Origin of the sequence: Desulfatitalea alkaliphila (assembly GCF_022968795.1) — a bacterium.
Classification (GTDB): domain Bacteria; phylum Desulfobacterota; class Desulfobacteria; order Desulfobacterales; family Desulfosarcinaceae; genus Desulfatitalea; species Desulfatitalea alkaliphila.
This window is the reverse complement of record NZ_JALJRB010000025.1, coordinates 47,501-68,265: the sequence shown is the minus strand read 5'-3', so window position 1 is coordinate 68,265 and position 20,765 is coordinate 47,501. Positions and strand designations below refer to the sequence as shown.

Annotated in this window: 20 protein-coding genes; 12 read left to right on the top strand and 8 right to left on the bottom strand. The window is 60.4% G+C overall.

The features are described from left to right. The first annotated feature begins 393 nt into the window (after positions 1 to 393). Positions 394 to 1,611 (top strand): lactate racemase domain-containing protein, encoded by a 1,218-nt coding sequence (locus tag MRX98_RS17730; RefSeq protein WP_246913155.1) that lies wholly within the window; start codon positions 394 to 396, stop codon positions 1,609 to 1,611. 10 nt (positions 1,612 to 1,621) lie between these two features. Then, complete coding sequence (locus tag MRX98_RS17725) at positions 1,622 to 2,311, top strand: DUF4126 domain-containing protein (RefSeq protein WP_343217775.1); 690 nt, start codon at positions 1,622 to 1,624, stop codon at positions 2,309 to 2,311. Positions 2,312 to 2,341: 30 nt separating this feature from the next. On the opposite strand, the gene MRX98_RS17720 is transcribed toward MRX98_RS17725, so the two are convergent. After that, positions 2,342 to 2,905, bottom strand: coding sequence for a hypothetical protein (locus tag MRX98_RS17720; protein WP_246913153.1), 564 nt, complete (start codon positions 2,903 to 2,905; stop codon positions 2,342 to 2,344). Positions 2,906 to 3,021: 116 nt separating this feature from the next. Between MRX98_RS17720 and MRX98_RS17715 the strand changes: the two genes are divergently transcribed. Continuing rightward, positions 3,022 to 3,600, top strand: a complete 579-nt coding sequence (locus tag MRX98_RS17715) for a class I SAM-dependent methyltransferase (RefSeq protein WP_246913164.1) — start codon at positions 3,022 to 3,024, stop codon at positions 3,598 to 3,600. Positions 3,601 to 3,687: 87 nt separating this feature from the next. On the opposite strand, the gene MRX98_RS17710 is transcribed toward MRX98_RS17715, so the two are convergent. Beyond that, entirely contained in the window at positions 3,688 to 4,992 is a 1,305-nt protein-coding gene (locus tag MRX98_RS17710) for an MFS transporter (protein WP_246913151.1), read from the bottom strand. 230 nt (positions 4,993 to 5,222) lie between these two features. Between MRX98_RS17710 and MRX98_RS17705 the strand changes: the two genes are divergently transcribed. Continuing rightward, a complete protein-coding gene (locus MRX98_RS17705) occupies positions 5,223 to 6,113 on the top strand; it encodes a glycosyltransferase family 2 protein (protein ID WP_246913149.1) in 891 nt (296 codons plus the stop codon). Positions 6,114 to 6,116: 3 nt separating this feature from the next. Here the strand turns inward: MRX98_RS17705 and amrS are convergent, their stop codons facing one another. Together amrS and MRX98_RS17695 are read right to left on the bottom strand one after the other, a co-directional pair. After that, complete coding sequence (amrS, locus tag MRX98_RS17700) at positions 6,117 to 7,151, bottom strand: AmmeMemoRadiSam system radical SAM enzyme (RefSeq protein ID WP_246913148.1); 1,035 nt, start codon at positions 7,149 to 7,151, stop codon at positions 6,117 to 6,119. Between the two features lie 67 nt (positions 7,152 to 7,218). Further along, the gene (locus tag MRX98_RS17695; protein WP_246913146.1) at positions 7,219 to 8,028 is read right to left on the bottom strand and encodes a class I SAM-dependent methyltransferase; all 810 of its coding nucleotides are present in this window, start codon (positions 8,026 to 8,028) and stop codon (positions 7,219 to 7,221) included. A 194-nt stretch (positions 8,029 to 8,222) separates the two neighbouring features. Between MRX98_RS17695 and purB the strand changes: the two genes are divergently transcribed. From purB to MRX98_RS17665, 6 genes are all read left to right on the top strand, one after another. After that, entirely contained in the window at positions 8,223 to 9,575 is a 1,353-nt protein-coding gene (purB, locus tag MRX98_RS17690; protein ID WP_246913144.1) for an adenylosuccinate lyase, read from the top strand. A 16-nt stretch (positions 9,576 to 9,591) separates the two neighbouring features. Next, entirely contained in the window at positions 9,592 to 10,074 is a 483-nt protein-coding gene (locus MRX98_RS17685) for an adenosine-specific kinase (protein WP_246913142.1), read from the top strand. A gap of 335 nt (positions 10,075 to 10,409) precedes the next feature. Then, the gene (locus tag MRX98_RS17680; protein ID WP_246913140.1) at positions 10,410 to 11,882 is read left to right on the top strand and encodes an SLC13 family permease; all 1,473 of its coding nucleotides are present in this window, start codon (positions 10,410 to 10,412) and stop codon (positions 11,880 to 11,882) included. Between the two features lie 21 nt (positions 11,883 to 11,903). Beyond that, positions 11,904 to 13,325 (top strand): transferase, encoded by a 1,422-nt coding sequence (locus MRX98_RS17675; RefSeq protein ID WP_246913138.1) that lies wholly within the window; start codon positions 11,904 to 11,906, stop codon positions 13,323 to 13,325. Positions 13,326 to 13,390: 65 nt separating this feature from the next. Next, positions 13,391 to 15,199, top strand: a complete 1,809-nt coding sequence (locus MRX98_RS17670; protein ID WP_246913136.1) for a sensor histidine kinase — start codon at positions 13,391 to 13,393, stop codon at positions 15,197 to 15,199. 5 nt (positions 15,200 to 15,204) lie between these two features. After that, a complete protein-coding gene (locus MRX98_RS17665) occupies positions 15,205 to 15,636 on the top strand; it encodes a response regulator (RefSeq protein ID WP_246913135.1) in 432 nt (143 codons plus the stop codon). A gap of 62 nt (positions 15,637 to 15,698) precedes the next feature. On the opposite strand, the gene MRX98_RS17660 is transcribed toward MRX98_RS17665, so the two are convergent. Next, positions 15,699 to 16,145, bottom strand: a complete 447-nt coding sequence (locus tag MRX98_RS17660) for a response regulator (protein ID WP_343217774.1) — start codon at positions 16,143 to 16,145, stop codon at positions 15,699 to 15,701. 585 nt (positions 16,146 to 16,730) lie between these two features. Between MRX98_RS17660 and MRX98_RS17655 the strand changes: the two genes are divergently transcribed. Both MRX98_RS17655 and MRX98_RS17650 read left to right on the top strand, forming a co-directional pair. After that, positions 16,731 to 17,225 (top strand): Hsp20/alpha crystallin family protein, encoded by a 495-nt coding sequence (locus MRX98_RS17655; protein ID WP_246913133.1) that lies wholly within the window; start codon positions 16,731 to 16,733, stop codon positions 17,223 to 17,225. Positions 17,226 to 17,270: 45 nt separating this feature from the next. Then, positions 17,271 to 18,095 (top strand): hypothetical protein, encoded by an 825-nt coding sequence (locus tag MRX98_RS17650; protein ID WP_246913132.1) that lies wholly within the window; start codon positions 17,271 to 17,273, stop codon positions 18,093 to 18,095. Positions 18,096 to 18,204: 109 nt separating this feature from the next. Here the strand turns inward: MRX98_RS17650 and MRX98_RS17645 are convergent, their stop codons facing one another. From MRX98_RS17645 to MRX98_RS17635, 3 genes are read right to left on the bottom strand one after another with little or no spacing between them, the layout of a single operon-like run. Continuing rightward, positions 18,205 to 19,200 (bottom strand): ABC transporter substrate-binding protein, encoded by a 996-nt coding sequence (locus MRX98_RS17645; RefSeq protein WP_246913131.1) that lies wholly within the window; start codon positions 19,198 to 19,200, stop codon positions 18,205 to 18,207. 19 nt (positions 19,201 to 19,219) lie between these two features. Then, on the bottom strand, positions 19,220 to 19,966 hold the full coding sequence (locus MRX98_RS17640) for an ABC transporter permease (protein ID WP_246913129.1): 747 nt from the start codon (positions 19,964 to 19,966) through the stop codon (positions 19,220 to 19,222). Next, positions 19,956 to 20,648 carry an ATP-binding cassette domain-containing protein gene (locus tag MRX98_RS17635; RefSeq protein ID WP_246913128.1) on the bottom strand — a complete coding sequence of 231 codons (693 nt, stop codon included), beginning with the start codon at positions 20,646 to 20,648 and terminating at the stop codon, positions 19,956 to 19,958. Before MRX98_RS17635 ends, MRX98_RS17640 begins: the two co-directional genes overlap by 11 nt. Positions 20,649 to 20,765 lie beyond the last annotated feature (117 nt).

Genomic DNA, 20,765 nt, shown 5'->3' with positions numbered 1-20,765 from the left:
GGCTCCCCCGACCCACCCGCCTCCGTGGGAGAACAAGCGGTGTCGCTATGCGAATGAATTCTATTTATAGGGCGCTGGACGAAATTATGGCCGGTGGTTAGGTACGTCCTGTTGTTGTGCTACACGGTCGGGCACCCCCGTAGGGGCACGGCGTGCCGTGCCCCTACGGGTGGATCGGGCCTTATTGGGCACGGCGTGCCGTGCCCCTACGGGTTGGTGCAACAGAATGGATCATCGGCATGCGGATCAATTCCGAAAACCACCTGAAATCGAAATCGCGACCGCCCCATCCACTCGGTTGTCATTTCCCGGGGCTTGACCTATAATCGCATCTGTTTGGTTCAGCAACGCAACCAGAACCCTCCACAGGTCGGTTTTCGAACAGGAGACCCCATGCGCGTTCTTTTGCCTCAACTGCTTTGGTACGGCAACACCACCCTGGAGATCGATCTGCCCGACGATTGGGATGTGCAGGTTTGCCCCATGAGGGGGGCGAATGATCCGGCCCTGAGCGTGGAACGGATGGCACGGGCGATTCTCGATCCCATTGGCAGCCCCCCACTGCGGGAGATCGCCAGGGGCAAGCGATCGGCGGTGATTGTTTTCGACGACATGACCCGCCCCACCCGCACCTATGAACTGGCCCCCATCGTGCTCAAGGAGCTGCATGCCGCGGGGATGACGGAGGAACAGATCACCTTTGTCTGCGCCTTGGGCACCCACGGGGCGCTGACCCAGCACGAACTGCGCAAGAAGGTAGGTGCTTCGATTCTGGAAAAGTACCGCGTCTTCAATCACAATCCCTACGAAAACTGCGTGGAAGTGGGCACCACCGCTTTGGGCACGCGGGTGATGATCAACCGCGAGGTGATGGCCGCGGATGTTAAAATCGGCATCGGCTGCGTCACGGCCCACGCCCAGACCGGCTTCTCGGGCGGCGGGAAACTGTTGCTGCCGGGGGTGGCGCATATCGACACCATCAGCCACTACCATCTGGAAGTGGCCGCCAAAGCGCCCAAAACCACCGGCTTGGCCAAGTGGGACGACAACATCCTGCGCCGAAACATCGAGGAGGCGGCGCGCATGGTGGCCATGGATTTTAAAATCGATGTGCTGTTCAACGGTCGGGGCGCCACCAGCGCCGTGTTCGCCGGCGACCTGGCCGCGGTTCACACCCGCGCCGTGGCGGCCGCGCAGGCGGTGTACCGCACCGAACCGCGCCCCGAGCAGCGCGAACTGGTGATCGCCAACGCCTTTGCCAAGGCCAACGAAATGCCCATCGCCATGGGGGTCGGCCGGTCGGCCCTGGAGAACTTCAGCGGCACCCTGGTCGTGATCGCCAACGCCCCCGAAGGGCAGGTGGTGCACTACCTCTTGGGACGTTTCGGGCGCGACCACGGCGGGCGGCAATATCCGGTCACCGCGGTACCCGACGGCATCGACATGATCATTCAAGCCCCCTACCTGGACAAAACCTTCGGCGACTGGTTCGCCAATCCGGAGGCCATCACCTGGACCCGCGGTTGGGAGCAAACCTTGGCGCTGCTGCAACGGCGTTTCGGCGCCGGCACCCGCGCGGCGGTCATTCCCAACGCCACCATGCAATACTGAGGAGCATCCCGTGGACCCTTTTTATGATGTCACCGCCGCCATCGCCCTGGCCATGGGCGCCGCCTGGGCCAGCGGCATCAATCTCTACGCCGCCATCCTGGTGCTGGGGCTGCTGGGGATGACCGGCAATATGGTGCTGCCGGAGAACCTGCAGGTGCTCACCCACCCCCTCGTCTTGGGCGCCGCGGGCATCATGTACGTGGTGGAATTTTTCGCCGACAAGATCCCGGGGGTGGACACCGGCTGGGATACGCTGCACACCTTCATCCGCATTCCGGCCGGCGCGGTGCTGGCCGCCGGCGCCATGGGGGATGTGAACCCCGCCATCGCCGTGGCCGCCGGCATTCTGGGCGGCGGCCTGGCGGCCGGCAGCCATGCGCTCAAGGCCGGCACCCGTGTGCTGATCAATACCTCGCCGGAACCGGTGACCAACTGGACCGCCTCGGTTACCGAAGATGTGGCGGTGGTGGGCGGATTGTGGATCGCCCTGCACTACCCCTGGCTGTTCATCGCCTTGATCGTCCTCTTCGTGCTGCTGTTGATCTGGGTGCTGCCCAAGCTGTGGCGCAGCATCAAGAAGATCGCCGGTTTTATCAAGCGGCTGTTTCGATACGAAAAAACCGAGAACGAACCGGCCATGACGCCCGAATGCCGTCCGGTGGAAACGGTCCCCAAGGACCCGCCCCGATTGACGGAATAGTTCTCGGATCATCACCGTAACGGCGCCAACCTACCTTCTGACCGCCTGCCAGGTGCCGCTCCAGGCCGTCCCCGAACCGCCTTCGCGTCGAAAAGTGCCTGCGGCGGTGCGGCCGTCGGCGCCGACCCTTCCCTCATAACGCAGTTGGATAAAGGGTGGCTTGGTGCCCAGGGTGAACCCATAACGGATCTCACCGGTGGCGGGGTTGTGGGACACCTCGGCCGGCCACTGATAGGGGTGCTTGCCCAGCCGCCGGATGCGGGTCAAATGGCCCCTGATCTTGTCCACCGACCGCAAGCTGCGGGCATCGATGCGCACTTCCAGAATTTTTTCCTTGAGCAGGTAATCGATTTCTTTTAGATAAACGCCTTGGGTCAGGGTGTCGGCAAAGCCCACCAGGTTGGCGACATCGCCGTAGGCGCCCAAAAGATGGGTGGCGAAGTAGCTGCGGATGGCCTCCTCCCTGTCCAATTTGAGGATTTCGGCCCGATGGGTGGCAATGAAGGTTTCGAGGGATGCAACCGGCACATCGGCGCCAACCCCGACCGCCCACAAAAGCAGGCCCAGGACCATCGGCAACAACCTTTTCCACATCAAACAGCTCCTTTGCTTCCGAGCGGGGCGACATATAGCGCCGGCGGGATGCACGGCGCAGCGGCACGAACCCCATCCGCCGATACTTATCGGTAATAAGAAGGGATAACTTGAAAATGCGCGGCGCCGGCAAAAGCAGTTACGACCTCATCGACAGCGAACGCTTCTGGAAGGCCATCGGGCCGCTGACCGGCCACACCATTCTGGACCTGGCCTGCGGCGCGGGCCGTTACACCCTGCCCCTGGCCGAGGCCGTCGGCCCGGCGGGCCGTGTGGTGGCCGTGGATCTGTGGACCGAGGGCCTGGCACAATTGGAGCAGGCCGCCCGAGGTGCCGGGCGGCAAACCATCATCGAAACCCATGCGCTGGACGTGACCCAAGCGTTGCCCCTGGCCGGCGGCAGTGTGGATCTGTGTTTGATGGCCACCATTCTGCACGATCTGGCGGCCGACGGGGTGGATGCAGCAGCCTTGGCCGAGGTGGCGCGGGTGCTCAAACCGGACGGCCGGGTGGCCGTGGTGGAGTTCATTCCGCAGGAAGGTCCGCCGGGACCGCCCAAGGCCGTGCGCCTCAGTCTGGCGGATGTGACCCGGCGCATGATGGCCCGGGGGCTGATTCGCTTCGGCGCCGTGGTGGAGCTGGGCCCCCACACCTATTTCGCGCAGTTCGGACGTCTTAAAGGTGCACGTGGTTGACGCCTTTGGTCGCGGTTCCGCCCCGCCACGTACAAGCCCAACCTACGGCGTCCGGCAGGGCGGTGCGCTGATCGGATCGCAAGGCCGTCACCGGACGTGCGGCAGCCGCAGGGGGATCACCGTCATCAGGCCCAGCACCATGAACACGAAGATGGCGATGAACACATTTTGGTATGCGGCCAACGGATAGGCATCCCCCACGGCGCCCACGATATCCATCAGATAGCCGGAAAAGGGCTGAAACAGGGCGGTGCTGAAAAAGGCGGCGGGATTCATCAGGCCGATGGCGGTGCCGGTGAGCCAGGGCGGAAACAGCTCCTTGGTGATGGTCATGTAGAGCGACAGGGACCCACCGCCGCAGGCGCCGATGATCAGAAAGCAGGGCCCGATGAAGTACGGGTGGGGCCGACCACCGGAAAACAGAAATACCCCCCAGCAAACCAGGGAGAGGGAGAGGGCCGCCAGCAAGACGCTCTTGCGCCCGACGGGCAACCGGTCGGCCAGCAAGCCGAAGGTCGGTGCGCCGATGACGAACCCCAGGGGCAGCAGCATCAGCATGCCGCCGGCCTGCACCCGGCTGAAGGCATGGACATCCATCAGGTAAGGCACGGCCCAGAGGCCTTGGAAGGTCAGGGTGGGGCCACCAAAGAAAAAGGTGGAGAGGCTCACCATCCAGAAGTTGGGTTGGCGGAAGACGATGCCCAAGCGCTTGCCGGCACTCATGCCGGCAGGGACTTGGGCAGCGGCCGATGCATTTGTGCCGTCGCTTTGCACCAGCGGCGGCCACCCCTTGTCCTCCGGCCGATCCCGCAGCACCAACCAGCTCACGGCAATCAAAACCAGGGTGGCCACGCTGATGGCCACGTGGGACATGCGCCACCCCAGCCACAGCACCAGGTAGGTCAAAGGCAGCGAAGCGGCCAGGTTGCCCGCGTTGCCCACGGCCAGGAAGAGCCCGGTCATGCCGGCGAACTCCTGGCTGCGATACCAATTGGAGAAGAGTTTGAGCGCGGGCACGAAAACGCCACCCACGCCGATGCCGATCAGGGCGCGGCCGACGGTGGCCACGGTCATGCCGGGCGCCAGACCGAACAGCAGCACGCCGCAGCAGGCGATGGCAGCGAACAGGGTTACCACGGCCCGGGGGCCCCAGGTGTCCGACAGCACCCCCACCGGCGGCTGGACGGCCGCATAGAGATAAAAGTAAGCCGAGGACATCACCCCCAGGGCGGTGGCATCGGCACCGAAGGCCGACATCAGGTCGCGTGCGATGACCGTCGGTGAAATACGGTGCAGGCAGGCCAGAAAATAGAGCGCGCTGAGCACGAAAAAAATCAGCAGACGGTAGTGCAAAGGATTGTTCAGGCGGATGCCGTTTCGCTCCAGTGTCAATCCATCACCTCATTTTCAGGGTTCGCATTGCATCCGTTGCCGGCAAGACGGCGCGGCGCCTGGCGTTTTTTACGCTTTACACAAGACACCGGAAACCTTAAACATCACTGATGACCATGCGGCGTTGCGCACCAAAGGCCGTTGACCGGCACTGTATCACAACCCGGTGGTTCAAAGGGATGAAAGTTCAACGTGCATGACCTGAAGCAATGATGGAGCCATCGCAGCCCATGGCCGTCTCACCCGACACACATTGCCCTATCGGCGGCGCCGAGCCCCGGATATCGGTCGTCATACCGACCTTCAATCGGGCCGGAATCGTGACCCGGGCCATCAATTCGGTATTGTCGCAAACCCGGCCGCCCCTGGAGGTGATCGTGGTGGATGATGGCTCCACCGACGGTACCGCTGCCTTGCTCGAACGCTATGCCGGACGCATCCGTGTGATACGGCAGCCCAACCGCGGCGTCAGCGCGGCGCGCAACCGGGGCGTGGCCGCCGCGGCCGGAGAGTGGATCGCCTTGCTGGACTCGGATGATGCGTGGCAGCAGGAAAAGCTGGCCCGGCAGGTGGATCATTTGCAGCGCCATCCCGAAACGGTGATCTGCCAAACCGAGGAGATCTGGATCCGCAACGGGGTGCGGGTCAATCCCAAACAGCGCCATCGCAAGTTGGCGGGCATGATTTTCGAGCAGTGCCTGCCGCTTTGCCTGATCAGTCCTTCGGCGGTGATGCTGCGCCGCGACCTGCTCACAGCTGCGGGCGGCTTCGACGAATCGCTGCCGGCCTGCGAGGATTACGACTTGTGGCTGCGGCTCACCTGGCAACACCCCGTGCACCTGATCGACGAGCCGCTGGTCATCAAGTACGGCGGCCACGCCGACCAGCTCTCGCGCCTGCCCGAGCTGGACAAGTACCGCATCCGCGCCATCGTCAAGATTTTGCGCCGGGGCTGCCTGAACCCCGCCCAGCAGCAGGCCGCCCAGGCGATGTTGGATGAAAAATGCCGCATTTACGCCGCCGGCTGCCGCAAGCGCGGCCGCAACGAAGAAGCGCAGGCCTACCTGTCGCTCATCACCCGCTGGCAAGCATCCGAGGCGTCACTGCCGCTCAACTTTTGAGAATCAGGCGCCGGTTCCCGCCATTTCCACGCCGTGGACCGGGGTGCCGCAATCCGGGCATCCACCGTCGCGAAGGACGTTATTGCGACGTACCGCGAAGCCCAACCGCTCGATGAGCATTGCCCCGCAGTGGTGGCACAAAGTGTTCTCCCCGGCTTCACCGGGCACGTTGCCCATGTAGACGTAGCGCAACCCCGCCTGCACGCCGATGTCGCGGGCCCGCTGCAGGGTACCGACCGGGGTGGGCGGCCGGTCGGTCAAAAGGTAGGTGGGATGGAAGCGACTGATGTGCCAAGGGGTCTCGGGACCCAGGTCGTCGGCGATGAAGCCGGCCAGACGGGTCAGCTCCTCCGGGTCGTCGTTGAGGCCGGGGATGATCAGGGTGGTCACCTCCAGCAGGATGCCGCGGTCCTTCATGCGCCGCAGGGTGTCGCACACCGGTGCCAGCCGGGCGCCACATTGGCGCTTGTAAAATTCATCGTTGAAGGCCTTGAGATCGACGTTGGCGCCGTCCAGGCAAGGTGCAATCATCTCCAACGCCTCGGCACTCATGTAGCCGTTGCTCACGAAAACATTGCGCAAACCCCGATCATGGGCCAGGCGGGCGGTTTCCAGGGCCATCTCAAAGAAGATGGTGGGCTCGGTGTAGGTGTAGGCAATGGTGGCGCAGCGCTGCCGCAGGGCGTCGGCCACCACCGCTTCGGGGGTGGCGGTTTCCCCCGTCACCCGGCCGTCGAAGTCGCGGGGCATCTGGGCGATGTCGGCATTCTGGCAGAAACGGCAGCGGAAATTGCACCCCACGGTGGCAATGGAGTAGGAACGACTGCCGGGCAGCAGATGGAACAGCGGCTTTTTTTCGATGGGATCGACATGCCGGGCGATCAGACGCCCGTAAACCAGTGTGTGGAGCACCCCCTGGTCGTTTTGCCGCACGCCGCAAATGCCCCGCCGCCCCGGCTTGATGTCGCACCGGTGACTGCACAGGTTGCATCGCACGCAGTCGTCGGCCAGTTGCTCATAGAGCAAGGCTTCTTTCATGCCCCCACCTCCCTGGCAGAAGATTATCATTCGGCCTTTGAAAGCGGCCTCTCCGCCGCCTTCGCCTTTACCTTCCCTGCATATCGCGCCCACCGCTGCCGGGTCCCATCACCGACGACCCCACGGGCGCAGAATTGGGCATCACCGCAAGGGCCTTTTCCGGCCGGTAGCGCATGGCCAGCGGCCGGGTGCGAAAGCGCGGCAACAGGGTGGTCACCATGCCGGCGAAGCTGCCGAAGGGGCAACGCTGCACCAGGTCAGACCCTTCGATGCTGCGGGCCACCTTGGCGGGGGCGTGGGGCATTTGACAAACGGTGCGCCAGGTGACGGGCACCGGTCCGGCCAGGGAGCGCACCAGACTTTTCATCTCCCAGACACTGAACAGGCGGGCTTGGCGGAACACCTCCATGGAACAGAAGCCGGTGCGCCACCGTTGGGCGCCTTTGAGGGCGAAACGGTTGAGAAAGCCGAAAAAGACCCGGTCCTTGGCCACGCGACAAGCCTCTTCGATCGCTTTGCGCGGATCCTCGACAAACTCCAGGCTGAGGTAGAAAACGGCATGATTGAAGGCGTTGTCGTCGAAGGGCAGGTCTTCGGCAAAGCCCCGGTAAAGATCCACATGATGCCCCACCCGTTCCAGGCAGCGGTCGAGCATGTAGGGCGAAGGATCGATGCCGGTGACATTGAGCCCCATATCCAGCAGGGCCTTGGTGCCGCCGCCGGCGCCGCAGCCGATATCCAGAACCGTTTCCCCCTCGGCCGGTTGGAGCAGTCCGGCGATCAGCCCGCACTCCAGGGCCGCCGCCCACTGGTGCCGCGGCTGATCCAGCCACTGCACGTAGGCCCTTGCATCGTTGAAATCGAAAACGTAACCCATGGGTTTTCCTCCGGGATCGGTGCTGCCGCCGGCCGGGCAGCCGCGCCGGCAGCCGCTGCCGGCCACGGTCCGGAAGTCTTTTCCAATATGGCTTACAAGACCTTGGTTGTCAAACAAAGATCCCGGTTGATCGCGGTACCGGAATTTTGCTACACTCCCGCGCAACCAGCAACCCGCAACAGAAAGATCCGGACATGACACTTTCGCCCTTGCAGGCCATATCCCCGGTGGATGGTCGTTATCACCGCACCACGGCACCCCTGGGACACTTCTTTTCCGAAGGCGCCCTGATCCGTTACCGCGTGCGGGTGGAAATCGAGTATTTCATCGCCCTTTGCGCCCTGCCCCTGCCCCAGCTCAAAGGGGTGGATGCAGGGTTGTGGGAGCCGTTGCGGGACCTCTACCGCAACTTCAGTGCCGATGATGCCCTGCGGGTTAAGGAGATCGAGCGCACCACCAACCATGATGTGAAGGCGGTGGAGTATTTTCTCAAAGAGCGGTTCGACGGCCTGGGTTTGGGCCCCTTCAAGGAGTTCATTCACTTCGGCCTCACCTCCCAGGATGTTAACAACACCGCCATGCCGCTGGCGCTCAAGGAGGCGTGGCAAACGGTGATGACGCCGGCGTTGCAGGCAGTGACGGCCGATTTGAGCACCATGGCCCGGGAGTGGAAAAAGATCCCCATGCTGGCCCGCACCCACGGCCAGCCGGCCTCGCCCACGCGCCTGGGCAAGGAAATCTTTGTGTTCGTCGAACGGCTGAGCCGCCAGTATGACCTGTTGCGCACCATCCCCTTTTCGGCCAAATTCGGCGGCGCCACCGGCAATTTCAACGCCCATCTGGTGGCCTATCCGGAGGTGGACTGGATCGCCTTCGGCGATCACCTGGTCAACGACATTCTGGGCCTGGAGCGCTGCCGGGTCACCACCCAGATCGAGCACTACGACAATCTGGCCGCCTTCTGCGACAATCTCAAGCGCATCAACACCATCCTGCTGGATCTGTGCAAGGATTTCTGGACCTACATCTCCATGGACTATTTCAAACAGCGCATCCAAAAAGACGAGGTGGGCTCGTCGGCCATGCCCCACAAGGTCAACCCCATCGATTTTGAAAATGCCGAAGGCAACCTGGGGGTGGCCAACGCGCTTTTCAAACACCTGGCGGAAAAACTGCCCATCTCGCGCTTGCAGCGGGATCTGACCGACTCCACCGTCACCCGCAACCTGGGTGTTCCCCTGGCCCACACATTGATCGCCTATCAGTCCATCCGGCGCGGCTTGGCCAAATTGGTCCTCCACCCGGAGGCCATCGACCGGGATCTGGAGGCCAACTGGGCCGTGGTGGCCGAGGCCCTGCAAACCATTTTGCGCCGGGAAGGCTACCCCGCGCCCTACGAAGCGCTCAAGGCCCTGACCCGTACCCACGGCACCATCGATGCAGAGGCCATCACCCAATTCATCGCGGCCCTGGATGTCCCGCCGGAAATCAAAGCGGAACTGTCCGCCGTCACCCCGCACAACTATACGGGGTTAATCGATTTCTAAACAAAGGAGAATCCCGATGGAACTCAAAACGGTCGCCGTGGAAAATCCCGAGCAGCTCAACCTCATCCTGGGCCACTCCCACTTCATCAAAAGTGTGGAGGACCTGCACGAAGCCGTGGTCAACACCGTGCCCAACGCCAAATTCGGCCTGGCCTTCTGCGAAGCCTCCGACGTCTGCCTGGTGCGCCACAGCGGCACCGATCCGGATCTGGTATCCCTGGCCTGCAAAAACGCGCTGGCCATCGGCGCCGGTCACAGTTTCATCCTGTTCATGCGCGACATGTTCCCCATCAACATCCTCAACACCATCCAGACCGTGCCCGAAGTGTGCCGCATCTTCTGCGCAACCGCCAACCCGGTCCAGGTGCTGGTGGCCGAAACCGATCAGGGGCGGGGGATCCTGGGGGTCGTCGACGGCTTCAGCCCCAAGGGCGTGGAGGGCGAGGCCGACATCGCCAAGCGCAAATCGTTTCTGCGCATGATCGGCTACAAACAGTAGTCCGATAGACCCTGAGGATTGCCCGGAGCGATCTGCGCAACCCTACGGTTATAATCACCATCGCTTCGGGACGGACGGCGGGCGGTGCTTGCATCAGCCGGCTTTGCCTTCATGAGAGTGTCGCAATCATTTTGTACTGAGTGCTCAGTCCCACAGGAAGATGAGGCCTCCAGCCTTGTGCACAGCGTGTTTTACGTTGCTTGCAGCGCCGATTTGCGATAAAAGCTACAGGATTTTTCGAAACGGTTTTTGGTGGAAGGAGAACGAACGCCATCCAAATTTTTCATATTCAAAATGCCTGCGCTGCTTAGGTCGGGTGAGGGAGGTATGTGTCCATGACGAACGCCGATGGGACAAGCAAAGTCACTTTCGATTGGAAACGCTGGTTGTTTTTCTGCCTGGGAGTCGGTCTTTTTCTCCTTGTTTACTACTCCCCCCCCTGGCCCGATGCCGTGGACCCCATGGGCAAGCATTTTGAGCTGTCGCAGCAGGCCAAGGGCGCCCTGGCCTTGTTTCTGCTGGCCGGCACCTTCTGGGTGTTCGAGGTGATGCCCATCGGCGTGACCGGCCTGCTGATCGGCGTCATCCAGGCGCTGTTCTTCATCCGCCCCGCCAGCGAGGCCTTCAAGGACTTCATGGACCCCTCGGTGCTGTTCATCTTCGGCTCCCTGACCATCGGCATGGTGTTCACCAAGGTGGGCCTGACAAAGCGGTTGGCCTACAAAATGCTGATGATCGTGGGCGAGCGCACCAGCCGCATCTACCTGGGCTGCTTCGTGGTCACTGCTCTGCTGACCCACATCATGGCCCACACCGCCGTGGCCGCCACCATGTATCCCCTGCTGCTGGCCATTTACTCCCTCTACACCACCGACACCAAGCCCACCCGCTTCGGCAAAGGGCTCTTCATGGGCATGGCCTTCGTGGCCGGCGCGGGCAGCATCATCACCCTGCTGGGCGCAGCCCGCGGCATTGTGGCCCTGGGGTTCTACAAGGAGATCGCCGGTCAGGATATTTCCTTTTTCGAGCTCTCTTACTACATGGCGCCTATCGGATGGCTGATGGTTTTTCTGCTCTGGATCTTCTTCCTGGTCATGTTCAAACCGGAGCAGGACCGGATCCCCGGTTTGCGGGAAAAGGCCAAGCAGCTCAACGATGAAATGGGGTCACTGACACGCAAGGAAATACTGTCCGCGCTGATCGTGCTGGGCGCCATTTTGTTCCTCTCGCTGCAATCCTTCGTTCCGGCCCTGCAACCCTTCAACAAGTCGGCGGTCATCCTGGTGGCCACTGTAATGTTCTTTCTGTTCAACATTCTCGATATCCAGGACCTGGAGTTGGTGCCCTGGAACATCATCCTGCTGTTCGCCGGCGCCATGAGCATCGGTTTCTGTTTGTGGCAGACCGGCGCGGCCGAGTGGCTGGCCATCAACTGGCTCGGCTTCTTCACCGAGGCCCACTGGTTCATCTTCGTCATGGGCATCTCCTTTTTCATCCTGATCATGACCAACTTCATCATGAACGTGGCCGCCATCGCCATCTCCCTGCCGGTGGCCCTGGTGGTGGCCCCCTACCTGGGCGTGGCCAGCGAAGTGATTCTCTTCTCCGCCCTCACGGTGGCCGGCATGCCCTTTCTGCTGCTGGTGGGTGCGGCGCCCAATGCCATCGCCTACAGCTCCAAGCAGTTCACCAGCGGTGAGTTTTTTGCCGCCGGCGTGCCGGCCAGCATCCTGCTGCTGGCCGTGCTGGGCCTGATCATCATCCTGGTGTGGCCCTTGATGGGCATGCCGGTCTATCTGGGCACCTGATAACCGACGGGGAGGTCAACAATGGAACGCTTGCACGAGTTGCTTGAAAGGATCATTCAACGGGTGAATGTCAATCTGCGCGAACCCCTGTTCGACGTGGGGCCTTATGTGCGCGGGTTGGTGCCCTGGCAGCAACTGGTCAAATTCTATGCCTTTTACGGCATCACCCCCTACCACCCCCTGGATTTCCATTTCAGCCGCGCCAACCTGTCCGGCAGTTACTTTCTGGGCCGGTGCCACGTGACCGACGCCATACTTTACAAGAGCGACATCCGGGGGGACGAACTGAAGCGCAGCGGGGAGATATTCAAATACGAAGGTTTCGAAATACCTCTGACCGAAGACGAAACCATTCGCATCAAGGACAGTTACCTGATCAAAACCCTGGTGCACAACAACTCCCACGATCCGGAGACCCCCGAGGAGTTCATCATCCAGAACACCGTCTCCACCCACTATGCCAACATCCACGGCTCGGATGTGGAGGGATGTTTCCTGGGACCGTTCAGCACCGTGGACCTGACCGCCTTGCACGACTGCGTCATCGGTAACTTCGTTTATGCCCAGGTCGGCGAATTGAGCCACCGCCAACTGCCCGCGGGCACGGTGTGGGTGCGCAACGGCAACCATTTCGATTTTACCTACCACCACTCCCCGGACGTGCTGCAGCGCTACATCCGCTTCGATAGCGGCAAGCCGCCCGAGGGAATCTTCATGGACTTCGTGGAAGGACGCAAGGAGGATTTTCAACGGATCTTCGACGTGGTTAACCTGGAGAGCTTCCCCAACGTTCCCGAAGGGGCGTCGGTCAACCGCTACGCGGTAATCAAGCCCAAGACCCAATTCAATAAAAACGTGCTGGTGGCCCAACGCGCCTATATCGAAAACAGCTGGATGGGCATCGGCGCCAATGCCCAGGAGAACTGCTACATTCTCCACTCCCGACTCAGCGGCTATAATGTCACCGCCCACGGCGCCAAGATCATCCATGCCGACCTGGGCGAAAAGGTGTTCGTGGGTTTCAACTCTTTTCTACAAGGCACGCCGGACCACCGGCTGACCATCGGCGCGAACAGCATCGTCATGCCCCACACCATCATCGACCTGAGCGAGCCGGTGACGATCCCCGAAGAACATTTGGTATGGGGCTTGATCCGCACCCAGGACGATGTGGCTGATCACAGTGTGCCTCTGGCGGAATTAGCCTCCGTGGAAGGGCCGTTTCAACGCGGCGGGATGCGCTTCGCCGGCAACGGCCGGTTGTTTGTCGAGGGTTTTCAGCACCGCATCGAACACATCCTGGAGGCCAACGGTGCCTATTTTGATGGGAGCAGCCAGCACGGGCACGCCCAGCAAAGCCAGAACATCTCCTTCAACCTGATTCAGCCCTACCCCGAAGGGGCGCTCAAGGGCTTGTTTCCGACCATTGATATTCACCCCTGACCCCCTTATAATGTTTAGTAGCGGCAATCGGTAACGATGGGGCAGACAAGACGGGGAACAGCCCGATGAGCGAAACGGAAACCCGATCGGATCACATGAGCGCAGGGTACCTGCGACTCCGGTTCCGGATGGCCATCATCGTCATCATGGTCTCCCTGGCGCCCATGGTGCTGGTCAGCGGCCTCATCCTCTACCAGTTCCATGTCTTTTCCAACCAGATGGTGCGCGCCCACCTGGGAGAACTGGTCCTCAAGCACAAACAGAACATCGACTATTTTTTACGACAAAAACTCAACGACATCAGCCACCTGTCCCGCAGTTTCGATCTGGACCAACTGCAGGACAAGGCGTTTCTGCAAGAGCGACTGCGCATCCTGCAAGAAGAGTACAGTTTCGTGTTTGTCGACCTGGGACTGGTGGACGAAACCGGTCGGCAGGTGGCTTATGCGGGCCCTTTCGAGCTGCAACGCGCCGATTACAGCGGCGCGGAGTGGTTTCAACGGGCGATCAAAAGGCACGGCTACATCAGCGACGTGTTTCTGGGATTGCGCGGCCACCCGCACTTCATCGTCTCCATCAAACGCCATTGGGAGGGACGGGAGTGGCTGCTGCGGGCGACCATCGACTTTGCGGCTTTCAACACCCTGGTGGAAAACCTTGCGGTGGGCCAAACAGGCACCGCCTTCATCCTCAACCGTCAGGGAGAGTTCCAGACCCGCCCCCCGCGGGGCGAACCCGAGCTGACCAATCAGCAGTACATGAATCTTTTCACCAAGGGCGAAGAGGCATTGCGCAATGTGCAGCCATCCGGTGATCTTGGATTGATGATCGAGGAGGAAGGCATCTATCTGGACGGCTACCTGGAGCGCTACACCGCGCCGAGTTCCATTTTCAGCGTGGAAAAAATGGGCGAACGGGGCAGCAAATTCATCATCGTGGCCGCCTTCTTGAAAAACAACCAATGGTTGTTGATTTTCCAGCAGGAGGCATCCGATGCCTTCGCCAAACTCAATCGCACCCAATTGATCGCCGGTCTCGTCGCCCTTATGGGCGCATTGGCCATCATCGTCGTGGCCTTTATCGTCGCCGGTCGCATGGTGAAACGCATGGAACGGCTCGATTTCGAGAAGGAGATGATGAACCAACAGGTGATCGAAACCGGCAAGCTGGCCTCGGTGGGGGAACTGGCTGCCGGCATCGCCCACGAGATCAACAACCCGGTGGCCATCATGGTGGAAGAGGCCGGCTGGATCCAGGATCTGATGCAGGAAGGCATCGACCAAGGGGACAACCTTGAAGAGTTCAAGCGGGCCCTCAAACAGATCGAGACCCAGGGGCGGCGCTGCAAGGAGATCACCCACAAATTGTTGAGCTTCGCCCGCAAGACCGACTCTCGGGTGCAAACCCTGGAAATCAATGAACTGATTACCGAAGTGGTGGACCTGCTGTCCCAGAAGTCGCGCTACGCCAATGTGGAGGTCACGGTGGACCTGGATCCGGACCTGCCGCCGATCCAGGCTTCTGCCACCGAGATGCAACAGGTGCTGATGAACATTTTGCACAACGCGGTGGACGCAATGGAAAAGAGCGGCGGCGCCATCCACATTCACAGTCGCCTCGAAGAGGGCCGGATCCGCATCGCCATCGCGGACACCGGGCCGGGCATCCCCGCAAGCAATTTAGGACGGTTGTTCGACCCGTTCTTCACCACCAAACCCGTGGGCAAGGGAACCGGCCTGGGTCTCTCCATTTGTTACGGCATCATCCACAAGATGGGCGGTCGCATCGATGTGGAGAGCCAGGTGGGCAAGGGAACAACGTTTCACATCGAGCTGCCTTTGAGCGATTCGGCAGCCAAAAATGAAGGAGCGTAAAAAATATGGCCATAGCACAAGTATTGCTGGTGGATGACGAAAAACCTTTCGTGGACACGATGATCAAGCGGCTGACCAAACGGGAGATGGATGTCACCCCCGCCTATGATGGCAACGAGGCACTGGCGAAACTCAAGGAGAACCCGCGGATCGAGGTGGTGATCCTGGATGTCAAGATGCCCGGAATGGACGGCATCGAAACCCTGGGAGAGATCAAAAAAGGTTATCCGCTGGTCGAGGTGATCATGCTCACGGGCCACGCCACGGTGGAGTCGGCCATTGAAGGCATGAAAAAAGGGGCCTTCGATTACCTGATGAAACCATGCGACATCGAGCTGCTGGTGAGCAAGGTGACCGAAGCCGGCATCAAGAAACGGCACCACGAAGAGAAGATCATCGAAGCCCAGATGCGCGAAATCACCACCCGGCGCACATAACAGACCGGGTGTGCAGTCTTCGACAAAGGCGTGTGCCGTCCACCATTGCCGTTGGCGGCATCCTAATGCGTCGGGGAGGCGTTCTGTTTGGCTTTGAACGCTTCCCCGATTTTTTTCACCAGCGCATCCAGCTCGCACGGTTTGGTCAAATAGTCGAAAGCGCCCAATTCCAATCCCTGCTTGCACGCGGTGGCCGAACCGTGCCCCGTCAACATGATCACCTGCATCTGGGGGTCGATCAGCTTGATGATCCGCAGCACCTCGATACCGTCCATGTCGGCCATTTTTAAATCGAGCACCGCCACATCGAACTCCTGCCGCCGCAATTGCTGCAAGGCCTCGGTGCCGCTGAAGGTTTTGGTTACGAGGAAACCCCGCTTGCGCAACCGGTTGGACAGCACGTTAACGTAGGCCTCCTCATCGTCCACCAATAAGAGCCGCACCCCGGAGGGAAATTTCTCTTCTGCGGCAGGCCCATGGTTTCCGTTTGCGTTTTCCATTTCCGTCATGGCAATCCAGGCTTTCTTTCAGCATTTGGGGATAGTTCACGCAGCTATTGAGATTTATGGCAAATTCATTGGCCGGCGTCAAGCGTTGCCGAGGTTTCCCTGGCTGTCCAACCACACTGGCGCCAATCTGCCTGGGATCCCTGCCCATGCCGGTGTCGCCGCGGCCACCGGAATTTGTGCAAAAATCCTCTTCCAGGCAGTTGTTCAAAGCAATGGTGCCTGCTGCGCTGACAGCTGCGATCGTATTCAGATTCAGAATTAGGGCTCGCGAAACAATAACTTCGCATTTTAGGCGCCCGGATTTGGGTCGGATTGGTTTGATCATAGGATTCAAAACCGGAGGCATGGCGAGCTATTCCGAGGATTTTGAATCCTATGATCGGGCCAAGACGGCCTTGAGCAGGGATGCATAAAAGGGGAAGTTGTTGTTTCGCGAGCCCTTAGCCCGCTTCTCATCGTACTTGGGCTTTGTGCATAACCAAATTTACTTATATTACCAATGCTCATTACCACTCTGCAAAGGCTCAAGTTCGAAGGCCATCGACCGATCTATAGGGTAACGGACTTGGAACAAGGAGAATGCATATGGGGTCCATGAAACTGAATTTACGGTATGCGCACCAAAATCTGCCTCAAACCGTCGAACAGCTTTACAAAACAGCCTTCGGCCCCTCACCATCGCTCTACCGCCAGGTGAGCCTGTGTGGCTGGCGGCCGCTGGTCGATTATCATTTATATCGCCCTAAGGCATGGTCCCATCGGACTCCGGCACAATGGGCCGTTGTCCCACCGCCATCGGGCGGTATCGCCGTTCATGAAACGGATGCGGAAATGACCATCGAAGTCGCCTTGGCCACCGTGGACGAAGAGAGCCTGCACCTGGCGGTGGCCGGCAAAATGGTCATCATTCAGGGAGCCCTGCGAGGGGATGCAGCGGCGGACCGTGAGAGCGACATCCCGCGCAGCGCCCCTGCCCGCTTTCAACACATCATCCATTTACCGGCCACGGTCAATCCGGGCGGTTTTCAGGCCAGCCTGGCGGATGGCAGGGTGGTGCTCCATTTCGCCAAACGGCACTGAAACGGCACATCGCACCCGGAGGCAAACACGATGGGATTGTCTATCATGATGCGGTGTTTCGTGGGAATCGTGCTGGTGATCGCCCTCTGGTCACCGGCCCGTGCCGACACGCAGCTCATCGTGGTGATGACCAGCGGCGACCGCTTCCCCTCCAGTCAGGTGTGGGAAGAGGGGGACAAAATTCGTTTCAATATGCAGGGATTGGTGGTCTCCGTCAACAAGGAGGAGGTGGCCGCCATCATCCCGGCAACGCAAGGGGGTGCCTCTCCTCCGCCCCTGCCGGCTACGCCGCCCACCGCGCATTCCGCCGCACCCGACGGCGGTGTTTTGGCCGACAACTTGCCCACCACGGTTCGCCCCGGCCCGGATCGCCGGCATTCACCGAATGACCGGGCGCGAGGGGAGCGTGAAAACGCGCAGCAGCTCCGATCCGGTACACAACAACCGCAGGTGGTGGATGAGATAGGTATCGATGGTGTTGCCTGGCGCATATCACCCGAGCAGATGGATGGTCTGCAACGACTGGACACCGATCCGGCCTTCGGCGGCATCGATCAATATTGGCGCCCCGACCATCCCCTGTCCTTCGACAACGCCTTGCTCGATGGCCTGGTGTACGGCTTTTGGAACCTGCAGTTGTATACCATTGTGATGTGGGCCGAAGGGCGGATCGGTTACGAACGGCTGCGCAAGGCGTTGATCACCCGCTTCGGTCCCGGCCGGCGCACAGGTGATGCCGCCCGCCACGATGTGTGGGTAGGGGAAACCACCCAGCGCATGCTGGAATTCGACACCACCCGCAACATGGCCATTTTCGTCATGCGTTCGACAGCGCTGCACGAACAGATTCGCCGCCTCTATCCCGAATAAATGATTTGGGCTGCAGGCGCAGGGGCGCGGCATGCCGTGCCCCTGCGGCGCCGCCGAGGATTCCAACAGAGCAAGAACGCAGCAATGCAATTAACTTTTTCGCGATCCCTTAACGCCGCAGCCGCTCGGCCACATTGACCGGTCGGTCGATTTGACCGTAGCGGCGCATCATGGCCTCGGTCTGCTGCCAGGCCTCGATATCGATATGCCCCACCGGCGGACCGTCCATCGGCTGCACCAGGGGCCTGGTGGCGGTCAATTGGGCCTGCAATACCTCCGAGGCGGTATCCTGATCATAGCGGCGCACCAGGGCGACCGCCTCTGCGGCATTGGCCGGATCCAGCGCCCCCCGCCAGCCGGCCAACAGCGCACTCATAAACCGCTCTACCAGCTCCGGCTGCTCGGCCAGCAATCGTTCGGAGGTCACCACGGAATTGGCCACGAAACGGACACCATGGGCCTCGGGTTCGAAAAATCCGATGGATTCCCCCGCGGCCGTCAGCCGTTGACCGATCTCCACCCCTTGGGAATTGATGTAGACCGGCCACAAGTCGGCCCGTCCGCTGAAAAAGGGGGTGTAGTCCAGGCGCACACTGTAGAGTCGTACGTCCCGATCACCGATATCGGCCCTGGCCAGCAAGGTGCGCATGATGATCTCGTCGTTTTTACCGAAGGTCACACCAATGGTTTTGCCTTTCAAATCGGCCAAGGCATCGATCCGCACCCGATCCTTGAAATAGATCCACTGCAGCGGATTGGCCTGGAACAACTGGGCCAGTACCACCACGGGCGAACCTTTGGCCAGCGCATGGATCACCTGATCGGCGGAGGCGACGCCGAAATGGGCATGCCCCAACTCGAGTTCCCGGATGGCATCCCGCTCGGGACCGCCGGCCCGCAAATCCACCGCAAGCCCCCGGGCGGCGAAAAGCCCCTTTTCCTTGGCGTACACATCCCCCACCGTGGACATGTTGATCAACCATTTGAGACGGTAGGCAACGGCCTGCTCCGCCCAAGACACACCGACATCCAGCCGCAGCAGGCAGAACAACAACACCAGGAGACCGATTGCGCCGGGTGAACACCATGGAAAGTTTCTTTGCATGCCCTCCTCCTTCGCGGCCCTAACCGGACCAGACCTGCTTGACCCAGTGGCCGGCCCGTTCAAGAACGCCCTGGTACACTGAAAGCGTGATACCGATCATGAACAGGGCGACCAGAATCTTGGCCAAATCGCTCTGGTACAGAGCGATCCGGATGCTGTAGCCGATACCCGCGCCGGCGGCAATGAACTCCGCCACGATGGTGCCGGCCATGGCCAGGGTGGCGCTGCCCACGATCACGGTGGTCAGCTTGGAAAGATTCTCGAAGGCCCGGATTTTCACCTCCAACTGCCAGCGCATACGGCCTGTTTGGCGATAGAAATGCTCAATGTCCGGTATCGGCTGGGACATGATGCCGACGACGGAAAGCAATAATGGAAAATAACAGATCATTGCGGCGATCAGCAAACGGGACAGAAATCCATCGCCCAAAAGAATGAAAATGATCGGTGCGATGGCAACGATGGGGTAGGCTTGGACATTGTAGGCCGCCACCTTGATGAACGACCCGAACCAGGTGGCCTGACGGCCAACGATACCGACGAGCAGGGCCAGGCCGATGGAAAGCACCTGCCCGATCATGGCCACCCGCAAGGTGTCCCACACATCCAGGGTATAGCGCCAGGCCACCTCCCGGAAAGTGTGCCACAGGGTATCGAGTCCGGGAATCACATAGTCGGACAGATCGGCAACCATCTTGAGGGCCAGGAGGCACAACACCCCCAGCCCGTAAATCATCATGAATTGATAAATGCGTCTAAGCAGCATTCATGATCTCCAGCATAGTTTGCTGCAATCCCTGGCGGTCAATTTCTCGGCCTTTCATGCGATCTTGTCCCTGCACCGTCACCACCCGCGGCATTTTGTGCAACCCCCGCAGCACGAGGATTTGCCGACAAAAGGCGGCCACCTCCACAACATTGTGACTGATGTAGAGAAAAAGCGCATCGGGAAACATCTCTTTGATGGTCAGCAAAATCTGTTCGCGGGTCTTTTCGTCCACATTGGCCAAGCTTTCGTCCATAATCAGGGCGTTGAAATCCTGAACCAAATAGCGCAATAAATTGATACGATTCTGTTGCCCCAAAGAAAGCCGGCTGAAATGCCGATCCATTACTTCGGCCAGACCAAAAGCCTCGATCAGCGCCTCCTTCAATGAACGATGATGGGCCGGCGTCACTCGCTCCAGGTGGCGACCAACGCTGGACCAACCGGGCAGTCTTTCCAAGTTGTAGCCATACAACACCCGCCCATCGTTATGATAGCGGACCGCACCTTGTTCAGCGGTCAACTGTCCGCTGATGATTTTTGCAAGGGAAGATTTTCCGACACCGGAGGGGCCGAACAAGGCATGAAAGCCGGGTGTATCGATGACCAGGGACAGCTCCTGAAACAAAAGGGCCTCGTTACCCGGGTAGCGAAAATTGATGTTCCGACATTCCAAAAGCATATCGCTCACCACCGATGCTGAGCATTCCTGGACAACCAGGATGGCAAACGGAATAAGGGATGGGCATTCCTAACATAAAGCGTTGCTAAAAACCAGCGGTGCGGCCGGAACACGGTT

What these genes read in the sequence shown, in the direction of transcription:
- MRX98_RS17650 (WP_246913132.1), top strand. Translation starts at nt 17,271, where the DNA reads ATGATGCGGTGTTTCGTGGGAATCGTGCTGGTGATCGCCCTCTGGTCA.
- purB (WP_246913144.1), top strand. Translation starts at nt 8,223, where the DNA reads ATGACACTTTCGCCCTTGCAGGCCATATCCCCGGTGGATGGTCGTTAT.
- MRX98_RS17665 (WP_246913135.1), top strand. Translation starts at nt 15,205, where the DNA reads ATGGCCATAGCACAAGTATTGCTGGTGGATGACGAAAAACCTTTCGTG.
- MRX98_RS17675 (WP_246913138.1), top strand. Translation starts at nt 11,904, where the DNA reads ATGGAACGCTTGCACGAGTTGCTTGAAAGGATCATTCAACGGGTGAAT.
- MRX98_RS17680 (WP_246913140.1), top strand. Translation starts at nt 10,410, where the DNA reads ATGACGAACGCCGATGGGACAAGCAAAGTCACTTTCGATTGGAAACGC.
- MRX98_RS17720 (WP_246913153.1), bottom strand. Translation starts at nt 2,905, where the DNA reads ATGTGGAAAAGGTTGTTGCCGATGGTCCTGGGCCTGCTTTTGTGGGCG.
- MRX98_RS17685 (WP_246913142.1), top strand. Translation starts at nt 9,592, where the DNA reads ATGGAACTCAAAACGGTCGCCGTGGAAAATCCCGAGCAGCTCAACCTC.
- MRX98_RS17640 (WP_246913129.1), bottom strand. Translation starts at nt 19,966, where the DNA reads ATGCTGCTTAGACGCATTTATCAATTCATGATGATTTACGGGCTGGGG.
- MRX98_RS17695 (WP_246913146.1), bottom strand. Translation starts at nt 8,028, where the DNA reads ATGGGTTACGTTTTCGATTTCAACGATGCAAGGGCCTACGTGCAGTGG.
- MRX98_RS17635 (WP_246913128.1), bottom strand. Translation starts at nt 20,648, where the DNA reads ATGCTTTTGGAATGTCGGAACATCAATTTTCGCTACCCGGGTAACGAG.
- amrS (WP_246913148.1), bottom strand. Translation starts at nt 7,151, where the DNA reads ATGAAAGAAGCCTTGCTCTATGAGCAACTGGCCGACGACTGCGTGCGA.
- MRX98_RS17705 (WP_246913149.1), top strand. Translation starts at nt 5,223, where the DNA reads ATGGCCGTCTCACCCGACACACATTGCCCTATCGGCGGCGCCGAGCCC.
- MRX98_RS17715 (WP_246913164.1), top strand. Translation starts at nt 3,022, where the DNA reads ATGCGCGGCGCCGGCAAAAGCAGTTACGACCTCATCGACAGCGAACGC.
- MRX98_RS17670 (WP_246913136.1), top strand. Translation starts at nt 13,391, where the DNA reads ATGAGCGAAACGGAAACCCGATCGGATCACATGAGCGCAGGGTACCTG.
- MRX98_RS17645 (WP_246913131.1), bottom strand. Translation starts at nt 19,200, where the DNA reads ATGCAAAGAAACTTTCCATGGTGTTCACCCGGCGCAATCGGTCTCCTG.
- MRX98_RS17730 (WP_246913155.1), top strand. Translation starts at nt 394, where the DNA reads ATGCGCGTTCTTTTGCCTCAACTGCTTTGGTACGGCAACACCACCCTG.
- MRX98_RS17655 (WP_246913133.1), top strand. Translation starts at nt 16,731, where the DNA reads ATGGGGTCCATGAAACTGAATTTACGGTATGCGCACCAAAATCTGCCT.
- MRX98_RS17660 (WP_343217774.1), bottom strand. Translation starts at nt 16,145, where the DNA reads ATGACGGAAATGGAAAACGCAAACGGAAACCATGGGCCTGCCGCAGAA.